The following is a 12,553-nucleotide window of genomic DNA, read 5'->3' as shown; positions in this document are numbered from 1 at the left end:
GGAAGATTTCACGACTCCGCCCTGCCCCGCCACCAACGGCGTCCCCTGCGCCAGCTCCACGCCAGCATCACCACCACATAGAGTGCCAGCAGCAGCTGAAGCGCTGGTTTGACGATAAACAGCAGCCACAACCAACCATAGTCCGCGTCAGTCACTTTCATCTGAAGGCCCGGTTCCAGGCCCAGTGTCGCGGTTTCTCCGCGCAGGCCAGGCCCGACCTCCACAACGGTGATCTTCAGGTGCAGGTTGCCAGCACCCAGCGTAAGCGGCGAGGCCAGTGGCGGCCACTGGAAATCGGTGGGCGATGCGCTGGGTTCGTCCGGCGTAAATTCGCGCGTCACCTCACCCGAGCCATGCGAACTGACCGGCATGGCCCGATAGATCGCGTGCCGACCGTCATGCTCGACTTTCAGCCTGATCGGCTCGCCGGGCGTGCGGAAGCGCAGGAAACCGGCGTGCTGACTGTTCTGCCAGTTGCCAAGCACGGGGTCCGGCTGGTCGTAGTCCGGCGGGGGACGCTGGAACGTCAACGACAGCTGCGGCCGCCCCGGCAACAGCCGCTCGGTTTCCAGCGTCAGCTGCGTGCCCGGTTCCAGCTGCAGCGGTGCGGATGCGTAATGCGTGGCAGTACGGAAATCGGCCAGCGACAGCGCCAGCCCGATACTGAGGGAGATCAACAGCAACCAGCTTGACCAGAATGCGATGCGCACCGGATGTCCTTTTCCGCGTCGGGGCGTAAACGAGTATATCCAGCCCACCCGTTGGGACGGCCATCGTCTGGGGGCACCATGACCAAAGGGGCATGACGCCGCCCCCGTTCAGCGCGATAAACAGCAGATCAACACACGGAAAGGTGTACGTCGCATGCTGAAGATCGATTCGCTGTCCAAGACGTACGCCAACGGCGTACACGCGTTGAACGGGGTCACACTGGATATTCCCCGCGGCATGTTTGGCCTGCTCGGGCCCAACGGCGCGGGGAAATCCTCGCTGATGCGCACGCTGGCCACCCTGCAGGAAGCCGACAGCGGCAGTGCCACCCTGAGCATTCCGGGTGAAGCGCCGATCGACGTGCTGCGCGACAAGGATGCCGTGCGCCGCCGGCTGGGCTACCTGCCGCAGGATTTCGGGGTGTACCCGAAGGTCAGCGCACTGGACCTGCTGGAGCACTTTGCCGTACTGAAGGGCTTGACCCAGCGCGGTCAGCGCCGCGAGGTGGTCGATGGCCTGCTGCAGCAGGTGAACCTGTGGGATGCGCGCAAGCGCAAGCTGGGCACCTACTCCGGCGGCATGCGCCAGCGCTTCGGTATCGCCCAGGCGCTGTTGGGCGACCCGCGCCTGGTGATCGTCGACGAACCCACCGCCGGCCTTGATCCGGAAGAGCGCAACCGCTTCCTCAACCTGCTGGCGGCCATCGGCGAGAACGTGGCGGTGATCCTGTCCACCCACATCGTCGAGGACGTGACCGACCTGTGCCCCACCATGGCGATCATGAACAAGGGCCAGGTGCTGCTGACCGGTCGCCCCACCGATGCGATCGAGGCGTTGCAGCAGCAGGTCTGGCGCAAGCAGGTGGAGCCTTCCGAACTGGCCGACCACGAGGCGCGCTACACGGTGCTGTCCTCGCGCCTGGTGGGCGGCCGCCCGGTGATCCACGTGCACAGCGCCAGCGACCCCGGTGATGGCTTCACTGCAGTGGCCCCCGATCTCGAGGATGTGTACTTCCAGCGCCTGCGCCTGCAGGCGCGTGCCCGTGCAGCCTGAGCGGAGCACACCATGATCCTCACCTTCTTCCGCTTCGAGCTGCGCGAGCAGCTGCGTTCGCCGCTGCTGTGGCTGCTGGCGTTCCTGTTCGCCGCGCTGGCCTTCGCCGCCGCCTCCTCCGAAGCCGTACAGATCGGCGGCGGCGTCAACAACGTGCACAGCAATGCGCCGATCGTCATCGCGCGCTTCATGGGCATCTTCACCATGATGGGCATGCTGGTGTCCACGCTGTTCATCAGCAATGCACTGCTGCGCGACTTCGAGCTGGGCACCTCGGAGCTGATCTTCGCAAGCCCGATCAAGCGCCGCGACTACCTGGCCGGACGCATCCTGGCAGCGATCTGCGCCAGCCTGGTGGTCTACCTGATCATCGCGCTGGGCATCTTCCTGGGGCCGTTCATGCCCTGGATGGACAAGGCCCGCGTCGGCCCGGTTTCGCTGGCCAGCTATGCCTGGACCTTCACTTGGATCGTGCTGCCCAACGTGTTGTTCACCACCGCCCTGCTGTCGCTGCTGGCGGCGCTGACGCGCTCGATCCTGTGGGTCTACATCGGCCTGGTCGGCTACTTCGTGCTGTATGGCGTGAGTGCCTCGCTGCTGAGCGATATCGACAACGTCTGGGTCGCCACGCTGACCGAGCCACTGGGCATGCGCGCGCTCGGCCGCACGGTCCGCTACTGGGCCGCCGAGCAGAGCAACACCCGCCTGCCCGAGGTGGCGGGCTACCTGCTGGCCAACCGTGCCCTGTGGCTGGGGGTGGCCGCCGTCTTGTTCGCCGCCACCTTCGCTCTGTTCCGCACCGAGCGTACCGGCAGTGGGCGCAGGCGTTGGGGCCGTCGCCAGGCCGTGGCCAGCGCCGATGCGCCGCGACCGGCGGCGATCACCGCGCCGCGCGTGCGCCCCCGCTTCAGCGCGGCAACCGGCTGGCACCAGTTCGTGCGCCAGGTGCGCTTTGACACCCTCGGCGTCCTGCGCGGGGTGCCGTTCATCGTGCTGCTGGTGCTGGGCCTGGCAAACTTCATCCCCGCCGCCCTGCACCAGAGCGCGGTCTATGGCACGCCGATCTGGCCGGTCACCACCGAAATGCTGTCGGCCCTGCAGGGCGCCTACAGCTGGCTGCTGGTGATCATCGTGCTGTTCTATTCCGGCGAACTGGTCTGGAAGGAGCGCGCGGTCCGCTTGAACGAAGTCAACGACGCCATGCCCGTACCCAACTGGGTACCGCTGCTGGCCCGGCTGACCACCCTGGTGGTGATCGTCGCCTGCTTCCAGGCCATCGGTGCGGTGGTGTCGATGGCCATGCAGCTGGTGCAGGGCTACACCCACCTGGAGCCGCTGCTGTACCTGAAGGTGCTGGCCCTCGGTTCGGTGTTCTATGTGCTGATGGGCGGCATGGCGCTGGTCCTGCAGGTCCTGACCAACAACAAGTTCTTCGGCTACGCGCTGTTGATCGTGGTGATGATCGCGCAGGTCGCGCTGGGCCTGCTGGACTACACACAGAACCTGTACAACTTCGGCAACTGGCCCAACGCCCCGTACTCGGACATGAACGGATACGGCCACTTCCTGCCTGGGCAGCTGGTCTTCCAGGCCTATTGGGGCCTGCTGCTGGCCGCGCTGCTGTTCCTTGCCTCCGCGTTCTGGGTGCGCGGCGTCGGCGCCAGTGCGCGTGACCGGTTGAAGCTGGCGGCACGCCGCCTGCGCGGTCCTACCGGCGCGGGCTTTGCCGTATCCCTGCTCGGCTTTGTCGCGCTCGGCGGATGGTTGTACTGGAGCACCAACATCCGCAATGAATTCCTGTCTCCCGACCAGCAGCGCGACCTGCAGGTGCGCTACGAGCGCGAGCTGTCCAAGTACAGGAACCTGCCGCAACCGCGCATCATCGCCGTCGACAACCGCGTGGACCTGCATCCGGAAACCCAGTCGATGGTCATCGATGCCGACTGGACGGTGCGCAACACCCACGCTGCCCCGATCAGTGACATCCACATCGCGATGGGCGATGACCGCAATCTGGTCAAGGTCGACCTGGGCGGGCAGACCCTGGCCTTCCATGATGTCGACCTGGGTTACCGCATCTACCGCCTGGCCACGCCATTGCAACCCGGCGAGCAGCGCCAGGTGCATTTCCGCGTCGAACAACGACCCAAGGGCATCACCGCCGGCCAGGCACCCAGCAACATCGTGGACAACGGCACGTTCTTCAACAGCACCCTGCTGCCGTCATTCGGCTACGACCCGCGCGGCGAGCTGGAGGACCGCAACGAACGGCGCAAGCGCGGGCTGGGTGAGCCGACCCGCATGCCGAAGCTGGAGGATGAAGCAGCACGTGCCAACACCTACATCTCCGACGACGCCGACTGGCTGGACTTCCGTACCACCATCTGCACCGCACCGGACCAGGTCGCGCTGGCCCCGGGCTACCTGCAGCACGAGACCACCGTGAACGGCCGCCGCTGCTTCAGCTATGCGATGGACCGGCCCATGCTCAACTTCTACGCCTATCTGTCGGCGCGCTGGCAGGTGAAGAAGGCCATGTACAAGGACATTCCGATCGAGGTGTACTTCGACCCGGCCCATGCCTACAACGTGGACCGCATGATCGAAGCGGTGCAGAAGTCGCTGGCCTACTACGAGGCGAACTTCACGCCCTACCAGCACCGCCAGGTGCGCATCATCGAGTTCCCGGGCTACCAGAGCTTTGCCCAGTCCTTCGCCAACACCATCCCCTACTCCGAGTCGATCGGCTTCATCGCCGACCTGCGTGACCCGGACAAGGTGGACTACGTGTTCTACGTCACCGCGCATGAGATCGCACACCAGTGGTGGGCGCACCAGGTGATCGGTGCCAACGTGCAGGGCGCCACGGTACTGTCCGAATCGCTGTCGCAGTATTCGGCGCTGATGGTGATGGAAAAGGAGTACGGCCGCGCGCACATGCGCCAGTTCCTGAAGACCGAACTGGACCGCTACCTGGCCGGCCGGGGCGGCGAGCGCATCGAGGAACTGCCGCTGGAACGGGTGGAGAACCAGCAGTACATCCACTATCGCAAGGGTTCGCTGGTGTTCTACCGCCTGCGTGAGGAAATCGGCGAACAGGCGCTGAACCGCGCCCTGCAGCGCTTCCTGCAGGACAAGGGCTACCAGCAGCCGCCGTACACCACCTCGCGGGAGCTGCTGGACTACCTGCGTGCGGAGACCCCGGCCGACCGCCAGCAGCTGCTGAGCGATCTGTTCGAGAAGATCACGCTGTACGACAACCGGCTGGAGACCGCCAGCGCGCGCAAGCGTACCGATGGCCGCTACGACGTCACCCTGAAGCTGCACGCCGCCAAGGTCCATGCCGATGGCCAGGGCAAGGAAACGCCGGCCGCGCTGGACGACTGGGTCGAGATCGGCGTGTTCGCCAACGGTCCCTCGGGCAAGGAACGCGACCAGAAGGTGCTGTACCTGCAGCGCCATCACATTACCACGGCAGCGCCGACGATCACGGTGACGGTGGATGCCAAGCCGGACGAGGCCGGTTTCGATCCGTACAACAAGCTGATCGACCGGGTGAGCGAAGACAACCGGCGCAAGGTGACGATGTGATGTGAGTGGCGGTGCCGGCCTTCGGGCCGGCACCGATCTCGTACGGCATCCACGCATGGCGTGGATCTACTGGATGCATCCACGCATGGCGTGGATCTACTGGAATGCATCCATGCGCGGCGTGGATGCCGTACTGCCCGGTTGACGCCCTGGGCTACGCTGCGGGGCCCTGCGAACCGGCCTTCGGCCCCAGCACCGCCAGCAGCACGTAGATCACGATCGACGCCACGGTGCCGAGTGCAGCCAGCAACATGAAGGCAAACTCCGAACGGCCCTGCAGCCCTGCCCAAACGCCCAGATGCCAGGCCGCGCCAAGATTGATCAGCCAGGCGATGACGAACACCGGCCACTGCACGATGCCGACCGCGCTCAGCAATGGCGCGGCGATGAGGGCTGCGACGATGGCGCCGATCAGGAAGACCAGGGCAAGACGGGAATGGCGGGCCGAGGCGGTGCTCATGCGCTCAACCCGCGGACCATCACCAGCACCGGGAAGCCACGCGTGTCGGACTCGACAACGGGCTTCCACCCCAATCGCGCATACAGACCACCGTCCAGCGACTCGGTCTGCAGGTAGAGCTGCGATATGCCCATCGACCGGGCCTGCTTCACTGCGTGTTCGACAAGCGTGCTGGCCAACCCTCGCCCGCGTTGGCTGTCGGCCACATACACGCTTCCCAGCCAGTGCTCATACTCGGGAAAACCGGGCATCTCACCGCGCTTGAGCTGCACGGCACCGACCACCTGCCCATCGTCGATTGCCGCCAGCAGATGCGGGAATCCCTGCGCGTCCTTGGGCTTGCGCAGCCGCAGACGCTCATCTTCCAGAGTGAAGCCTGCATCCTTTCCCCACTGCGCGTGATACCACTGCGCCAGCTGCTCGCACTCCGGCGCTGCCGGCGCTGCCGGCGCCAGCATCCTGAACTCCATGGGTAACCTCGCTGTCCTGATCGTCCTTCAGGAAAGCATGCTTCACCCCTGCAGTCACTGCAAATCGTTGCAATCAATCCAACCGTGCATGGGATCGGCTCCCCGGCGATATGCACCTCAGCCCTGCGAGAAGTCCTTCAGGATCTCACCGACGCCGCTGGGCGAGATCTCGAAGCCCAGCGTAGTGCCCGGGTTGATCACCACGCCGTAGCCGCCCGGCACGCGGCGCAGCACGTCCAGCATCAGCCAGCGGACCTGATGCTCGGCCTGCTGGCTGTAGATGCCCACCCGCGCCGGATCGGTGAACACGGCCACGTGCAGGGTGCCCTGCTTGTCGAACAGCAGCGGATCGAAGCCACTCCCATCGGGCGTGACCAGGCTGCCCGTCAGCAGCACCACCTGGGAAGCAACGAAGGCCTCCATGAATGCCCGGATCGGCACTGTTCCGTCCATCGCGGCCTTGAGCAGGGTTTCGATGGGAGTCTGCGGGGCAAGGTCGGTCATGGCAGTACGAGCGCGGCATCAGGGGGTGCCTATTGTGCCGGATGCCGCCACACCAGGTAGTGCCGGCCGCTGGCCGGCAACTGCACTGGGTCCAACGACGAAGAGGCTGCCGGCCAGCGGCCGGCACTACCGTTTCCGCTGGTCACTGCGCGGTCAGCGCTTCAGTCGCTGGTCGCGCGCCAGCTGGTCTGCCATGGCCTTGTCCAGTTCGGCCTGCAGGGCCGGCTGCTGCACGTCCGCATCCAGCACAAACACCTTCACCCCGTGCGCCGGCACCTCCGCCTTCAGGCTGCCCTTCACCGTCACCTGACCACCGTCCAGCGCGTCGCGCCAGAGGCCGGGCTGCAGGTAGCGGTCCACGCTGAAGGTCTTCGTGGCATCGCCCTTGTTCAGCAGCACCAGCGCGGTCTGCGCCACGTCGCCATGCTGCAGCACACGGAAGAACACCGCTTCATCGCCCTGCAGACGTTCGTTCACCTGCAGGCCGCGCTGCAACGCCGGCGTACTCTCGCGCAGCTTGGCGATGCGCTGCAGCGGGGCGAAGATCGGGCTCTGCGGGGCTGCATCCACCCGCGGCTGGCCGAAGTAGGCACGGTTGCCGGCGTGCTCCGCACGGCCGCGCATGAAGCCGGTTTCCGATCCGTAATAGACCACCGGAATGCCGCGCGCGGTGAACAACCAGTTGTGCGCGTCGATGAAGCCGCTGTCGCTGGCCTGCAGGCGCGGCATGTCGTGGTTGTCGTAGAAACTCATCAGCTCGTACGGGTTGGCGTACGGGCCACCGGTCAGGTGCAGCGGCTCAGCCAGCGTTTCAAAGCCCTTGCCGGCGCTGCCGAAGGCCTGCTCCAGCGCGCCGCGCAGCGGGAAGTCGAGCACGCTGACATTGGCGTTGGCCGGCCAGGTGTGTTCGGCGATGCTGGCCGCGTTGTAGTCGAACGCTTCGCCGAACATGAACATGCCCGGGTGCTGCGCGCGGATACGGTTGACGAACTCGTGCCACCACGGATGCGGCAGCCAGCCGATGGTATCGATGCGCAGCGCATCCACACCTTGCGCGGTCCACTGCAGGTACGCCCCCACCAGGTAGTCCATCACTGCCGGGTTGGCCTGGTTGAAGTCGCTCAGCTCGGCCAGGTTGCCATCGAAGATCGAGCCGTCCTTGCTGTCGACCGGACCGATGTTGTTGTAGAACGCGTGCAGCGGATTGTGTTTCGGGTCCAGCTTCTGTGGCGGCAGGTTCTGGTGGTCGGCAATCAACCTGCCGTCCTTGTCGAAGATCTGGCCGAACTGCGGCTGCCGCTTGGGCATGGTCCAGGCCGGCGATCCATGGTTGCCGACGATGTCCAGCACCACCTTCAGGCCGGCGCCGTGCAGGCCCTTGGTCAACCCGGCAAAATCCAGGTCCCTGCTCGGCAGGTGCTCGTCCAGCGTGTAGAAGTTGATGCCCCAGTAGCCGTGATAGCCGGTCTTGCCACGGTCGGTCAGGGTGCTGGTACAGCTGATCGGCTTGCTGCCGGTGAAGGCTTCGTCCGGGTTGTCGACGATGGGGGTGATCCACACCGCGCCGAAACCGAGGTTGCGGATGTAGTCGGCATTGTCGAGCACACCACGGAAATCGCCACCGAGATAGCCGATGTTGCCGTCCACCTTGTCCGGGCATGGCACCGGAATATCGAAGTTACGGTGCTTGCCGCCCTGGTCGCGATGGTCGTTGGACGGATCGCCGTTGACGAAGCGGTCGGTGACCACGAAGTACACCGCGTCACTGGCGAACGGCTCGGTGGTACCAACATAGGCCGGGCGTGGCGCAGCCGAAGCATGGCCAGCGAACAGCACAAGGGATACAGCAGCAGACAGGGCACCACGCATCACACCACCTCCGGACGGGACGGAACCCGCAACACGCACAGACCGGCAATCAACAGACTGCAGCCACCCAGCACCAGGACATGCATCGGCTGGCCCCCCAGCCATGCGCGCAGGGCGAAACCGAGCGCGCTGGCCGCGACCAGTTGCGGGATCACGATGAAGAAATTGAAGATGCCCATGTACACGCCCATCTTCGCCGCCGGGACGCTGTCCGACAGCAGCGCATAGGGCAGCGACAGGATCGAGGCCCAGGCAAAGCCGACGCCGACCATCGACAGCAGCAGCCACTGCGGATCGTCGATGAACATCATCGAGATCAGCCCTGCCCCACCCAGCCACAGGTTGACCAGGTGGCTCCAGCGCAGGCCGATCGCCCGCACCATCGGCGGGATCAGCAGCGCGGCCAGTGCGGCGAAACCGTTGTAGGCACCGAACAGCACGCCCACCCAGTTGGCACCTTCGTTGTAGGCCGCCGATTCGACGTCGGTGGAACCGAAATGCATGCCGGCCACTGCGCGCGTGGTGAAGATCCACATCGCGAACAGGGCGAACCAGGAAAAGAACTGCACCCAGGCCAGCCGGCGCATGGTGATCGGCATCGCGCGCAGGTCGCCGACGATGGCGGCCAGCATGTGCGTGCCCGGTAGTACCCGCGCTGCCGCCAGCAGTGCGCCGTAACCCACGCACAGGCCGGCCAGCACGTACAGCATCTTGTCGCCGTGGCGCCACGCGATCAGTACCGCCAGCAACGCGCCGAGACCGAGCCACAGCGCAACCTGCGTCCACGGCGCGGGCCCGGTGACCGCGGTCCCGGCGTGATGCGCCGGTGGTTCGGCATCATCGAAGCTGGCCAGCTCGTCGGGCGAATACTCACGGGTGCTGACCACCGTCCAGGTGATCGCCGCCAGCAGCACCACCGCGCCGAAGTAGAACGCATAGCGCACGGTATCGGGCACCTCGCCCGCCGCTGCCGTGTTGGCAACACCGAAGTGGGCCAGGATGAAGGGGAGGAAGCTGGCAACGATTGCGCCGACGCCGATGAAGAAGCTCTGCATCGCATAGCCCGCCGGGCGCTGCCGTGGTGCCAGCTGGTCGCCAACAAAGGCGCGGAACGGCTCCATCGACACATTGATCGACGCGTCCAGCACCCACAGCGTGCCGGCCGCGATCCACAGCGTCGGCGAGTTCGGCATCACCAGCAGGGCCAGCGTGGTCAGCACCGCGCCGATCATGAAGAACGGGCGGCGCCGCCCCCAGCGTGTCCACGTTCGGTCGGACAGGTAGCCGATCACCGGCTGCACCAGCAGGCCGGTCAGCGGTGCGGCGATCCACAGTCCGGGCACCGCGTCCATGTCCGCACCCAGCGTTTCGAAGATGCGGCTGGCGTTGGCGTTCTGCAGGGCAAAGCCGAACTGGATGCCAAGGAAGCCAAAGCACATGTTCCAGATCTGCCAGAACGACAACTGCGGCTTTGCAGGACGGCTCATCGTGCGTCCTCTGCTGCCGCCACCGGCGCAATCTTCAGCGCCTGCACCTGGGCCTGGTTCAGCACGCCATCACGACCACCCTTGCCGCCGGTGTAATGCGCGAAGTGCTGCAGCGCGCTCATGTTGAAACCCTCTTCCAGCGTCACCGTGCAGCGGCCTTTGGGTACCGCGAAGGTTGCCGCGGTCGAGTCCTGCGCCGCCACGCTGTGCGGCAGCGTTACCGTGTGCCGCTGCGGAGGGCGGCCCTTGCACTGCACGGCCAGCTGCTTCACCGCCGCGGTCACACCGGTGTTGATCGGGCCGTTCGGGTTGCTGTACTGCAGGCGCAGGCGCACGTGGCCCGCCCTGGCTGCATTGAACTGCCATTGCCGGCTGCCCCGCAGCACCTGCTGCGGGCCGACGCAGACCATCGGGCTGTGCAGGGATTCCAGCGCACCTTCACGCCGGGTCAGGCTCAGGCAGTGCTGCAGGCCATCATCGCCGACGCGCACCTGGCCCTTGCTGGCCGTGGCCGCGACACCGTCCTGCCAGAGGACCTGGCCGGCAGCCACCGCGACCGACCAGCCCTTGCCACTGCGCTTTGCCTGCGGTGCCAGCGGCGTGGCCGGTGCCCGTGCATTGGCATCGGCACGCGGCACATCACGGCTCACGGCTGCCGGCGCAGCGACCAGCTGCACGGTGGTCGTGGTGCCGCGCGTACGCGTTTTTCCCGCGATCAACAAGCCAGCGCCCACCTGCTTCGGGCGCTCCAGCACATAGCGCTTGCCGCCCGCCTCCAGACTGATCCGCTTCTGCTTTCCGAACAGCTCCGGCACCAGCTCGGCCGGCAGCTTGGGCTGCACGCGACCGTCGTCCTGCACGCCGAACACGCCTTCGGTGACCATCGACAGATAGCCGGCCACCGACCACAGCTGGCGCTCGGAGTTGACCACCGGCCCGCTCAACGCACCTTCGTCCACGTGCACGGCCTGGCTGACCAGCTCGTAGTTCTCCATGTTGGAACCTGCCAGCGCCGCCCCTTGCATCAGCGAGCGGATCTCGGCAGCGATGCGCGGCGCATCGTCCACCTTGCGCGCCGCGCGCAGCGAGTACGCGCTGACGAACGGCCAGATCGCACGGTTGTGGTAGATCGGCTGCTGCGCTTCCTGCGGCCACACCACCGGGCTGCCGGCAGCGCCCATCGGATAGCCCGCCAGCGCACGACGCGCACGTTCAGTGGGCAGCACGTCGGCGAGGATGCCCAGCGACAGGCCGAGCAGATCGATCTTGGCGTACGGCACCGGGTGCGCCGCCTCGCCGATGTAGCTCATGTACTGGCCCATGTCTTCGCGCCAGAAGCGCGCGTCGATCTGCACCGCCAGTGCATCGGCCCAGGCCCTGTACTGCTCGCTGCGCTCGTCGTCCAGCTGCGCGGCCATCTGCTGCGCCAGGCGCAGCGCCTGGTAATGCAGCACGTTGGTGGACAGCGCGTAGGAATCACCGATGAAGCGTACGTCCTCGCGCGTCCAGTCCGGATAGGTCTGCTCGCGCCAGTCAAGGAACGAGGTCTCGCCGCGATACAGGCCCATCTGCGCGTCGAAGACCATCGCCCGGTCCTGCGCCAATGTGCCCTGCAGGGCCTGCCAGACCTGCTCGGCAAACGCAGGATCATCCAGCAGGTGTCGGGCAGCGAGGAACCACACCACGCGGTCGCTGCTGATCGGCCAGCTGCCACCGGAGCCGGTGTCCTGGGCCACGAACAGGCCGGGCGTATGCCCGTCGCGCGCAGCCGACAACTTGAACTGCAGCGACTGACGGGTGCGCTTCGGGTCCAGCTTCGCCAGCGCCAGATCGGCTGCAAAGCTGACGTCACGCGTCCACACATACGGCCAGCGCGCGCCGGTCTGGAAGCACTCGCACGGTACCGGACGGCCTTCGTCGAAGGCCGGATCGCGGATGGCATCCACCCGGTCCTGGTCCATTTCCTGCTGGGCCAGCGCGAACAGCGCATCGAACATCACGCTGCCGGTCTGGCTGCGCATGGGCGCGGCGGCGATGCGCACCTCACCCTTCGGTGCATGCAGCACGAAGCTGCCCTTGGCAGCGGATTCGGCGCGCGCCTGGCGGCCGTCGAATGTCAGGTCGGCCGCGTGCGCGGTCGTCCCCAGCGCTGCCCCCAGGGCAGCGGTCAGGCAAATGATCTTCAGCATCGAAGCGGCAGACCGGCTTGCGCCCGTCGACCTCCCTCCCTCTCTGCACCGTTGTGGGTCCGCACTGCCGTTGCCGGCGTGCGGGCGCGGCACCTCCCTCAAGGTGCCCTGGCCCCATGGTAGACGCGGGGCTGTCGACTGCGTCCAGCTGCATACGTATTCATGGCGTGCAGTACCGGCAGGCCTGCCGGGCTGGCTTATGGTCCGGGTCTGTCAACG

General features: G+C 66.2%; 9 protein-coding genes. 2 read left to right on the top strand and 7 right to left on the bottom strand.

Annotated features, from left to right (window positions below):
• Positions 1 to 8: 8 nt before the first annotated feature.
• A complete protein-coding gene (locus tag CR918_RS03715) occupies positions 9 to 710 on the bottom strand; it encodes a hypothetical protein (RefSeq protein WP_099842075.1) in 702 nt (233 codons plus the stop codon).
• Positions 711 to 864: 154 nt separating this feature from the next.
• Here CR918_RS03715 and CR918_RS03710 point away from each other — a divergent pair, with 154 nt between their 5' ends.
• Complete coding sequence (locus tag CR918_RS03710; RefSeq protein WP_032975880.1) at positions 865 to 1,764, top strand: ABC transporter ATP-binding protein; 900 nt, start codon at positions 865 to 867, stop codon at positions 1,762 to 1,764.
• 12 nt (positions 1,765 to 1,776) lie between these two features.
• Positions 1,777 to 5,355: a M1 family aminopeptidase gene (locus CR918_RS03705; protein ID WP_099842074.1), complete on the top strand. Its 3,579-nt coding sequence runs from the start codon at positions 1,777 to 1,779 to the stop codon at positions 5,353 to 5,355.
• A gap of 154 nt (positions 5,356 to 5,509) precedes the next feature.
• On the opposite strand, the gene CR918_RS03700 is transcribed toward CR918_RS03705, so the two are convergent.
• The 6 genes from CR918_RS03700 to CR918_RS03675 all read right to left on the bottom strand — a co-directional run bounded on the left by CR918_RS03700 (position 5,510) and on the right by CR918_RS03675 (position 12,334).
• A complete protein-coding gene (locus CR918_RS03700; RefSeq protein WP_033830565.1) occupies positions 5,510 to 5,815 on the bottom strand; it encodes a hypothetical protein in 306 nt (101 codons plus the stop codon).
• Positions 5,812 to 6,285: a GNAT family N-acetyltransferase gene (locus tag CR918_RS03695; RefSeq protein ID WP_099842073.1), complete on the bottom strand. Its 474-nt coding sequence runs from the start codon at positions 6,283 to 6,285 to the stop codon at positions 5,812 to 5,814. Before CR918_RS03695 ends, CR918_RS03700 begins: the two co-directional genes overlap by 4 nt.
• Before the next feature lie 117 nt (positions 6,286 to 6,402).
• Complete coding sequence (locus tag CR918_RS03690) at positions 6,403 to 6,789, bottom strand: SseB family protein (RefSeq protein WP_025873957.1); 387 nt, start codon at positions 6,787 to 6,789, stop codon at positions 6,403 to 6,405.
• A 153-nt stretch (positions 6,790 to 6,942) separates the two neighbouring features.
• Positions 6,943 to 8,658, bottom strand: coding sequence for an alpha-amylase family glycosyl hydrolase (locus CR918_RS03685; RefSeq protein WP_099842072.1), 1,716 nt, complete (start codon positions 8,656 to 8,658; stop codon positions 6,943 to 6,945).
• Complete coding sequence (locus CR918_RS03680) at positions 8,658 to 10,145, bottom strand: MFS transporter (protein WP_099783154.1); 1,488 nt, start codon at positions 10,143 to 10,145, stop codon at positions 8,658 to 8,660. The genes CR918_RS03685 and CR918_RS03680 overlap by 1 nt, the downstream gene beginning before the upstream one ends.
• Positions 10,142 to 12,334 (bottom strand): glucosidase family protein, encoded by a 2,193-nt coding sequence (locus CR918_RS03675; protein ID WP_099842071.1) that lies wholly within the window; start codon positions 12,332 to 12,334, stop codon positions 10,142 to 10,144. The genes CR918_RS03680 and CR918_RS03675 overlap by 4 nt, the downstream gene beginning before the upstream one ends.
• Positions 12,335 to 12,553 lie beyond the last annotated feature (219 nt).

This window comes from Stenotrophomonas indicatrix (assembly GCF_002750975.1).
In the GTDB taxonomy this organism is placed as follows: Bacteria; Pseudomonadota; Gammaproteobacteria; order Xanthomonadales; family Xanthomonadaceae; genus Stenotrophomonas; species Stenotrophomonas indicatrix.
Note: the sequence above shows the minus strand (reverse complement) of the source record. Positions and strands in the feature narration are given on the sequence as shown.

Excerpts from the sequence above, each read along its gene's own strand:
- CR918_RS03705 (WP_099842074.1), top strand. The coding sequence starts at position 1,777 with ATGATCCTCACCTTCTTCCGCTTCGAGCTGCGCGAGCAGCTGCGTTCG.
- CR918_RS03700 (WP_033830565.1), bottom strand. The coding sequence starts at position 5,815 with ATGAGCACCGCCTCGGCCCGCCATTCCCGTCTTGCCCTGGTCTTCCTG.
- CR918_RS03675 (WP_099842071.1), bottom strand. The coding sequence starts at position 12,334 with ATGCTGAAGATCATTTGCCTGACCGCTGCCCTGGGGGCAGCGCTGGGG.
- CR918_RS03690 (WP_025873957.1), bottom strand. The coding sequence starts at position 6,789 with ATGACCGACCTTGCCCCGCAGACTCCCATCGAAACCCTGCTCAAGGCC.
- CR918_RS03685 (WP_099842072.1), bottom strand. The coding sequence starts at position 8,658 with ATGCGTGGTGCCCTGTCTGCTGCTGTATCCCTTGTGCTGTTCGCTGGC.
- CR918_RS03680 (WP_099783154.1), bottom strand. The coding sequence starts at position 10,145 with ATGAGCCGTCCTGCAAAGCCGCAGTTGTCGTTCTGGCAGATCTGGAAC.
- CR918_RS03710 (WP_032975880.1), top strand. The coding sequence starts at position 865 with ATGCTGAAGATCGATTCGCTGTCCAAGACGTACGCCAACGGCGTACAC.
- CR918_RS03695 (WP_099842073.1), bottom strand. The coding sequence starts at position 6,285 with ATGGAGTTCAGGATGCTGGCGCCGGCAGCGCCGGCAGCGCCGGAGTGC.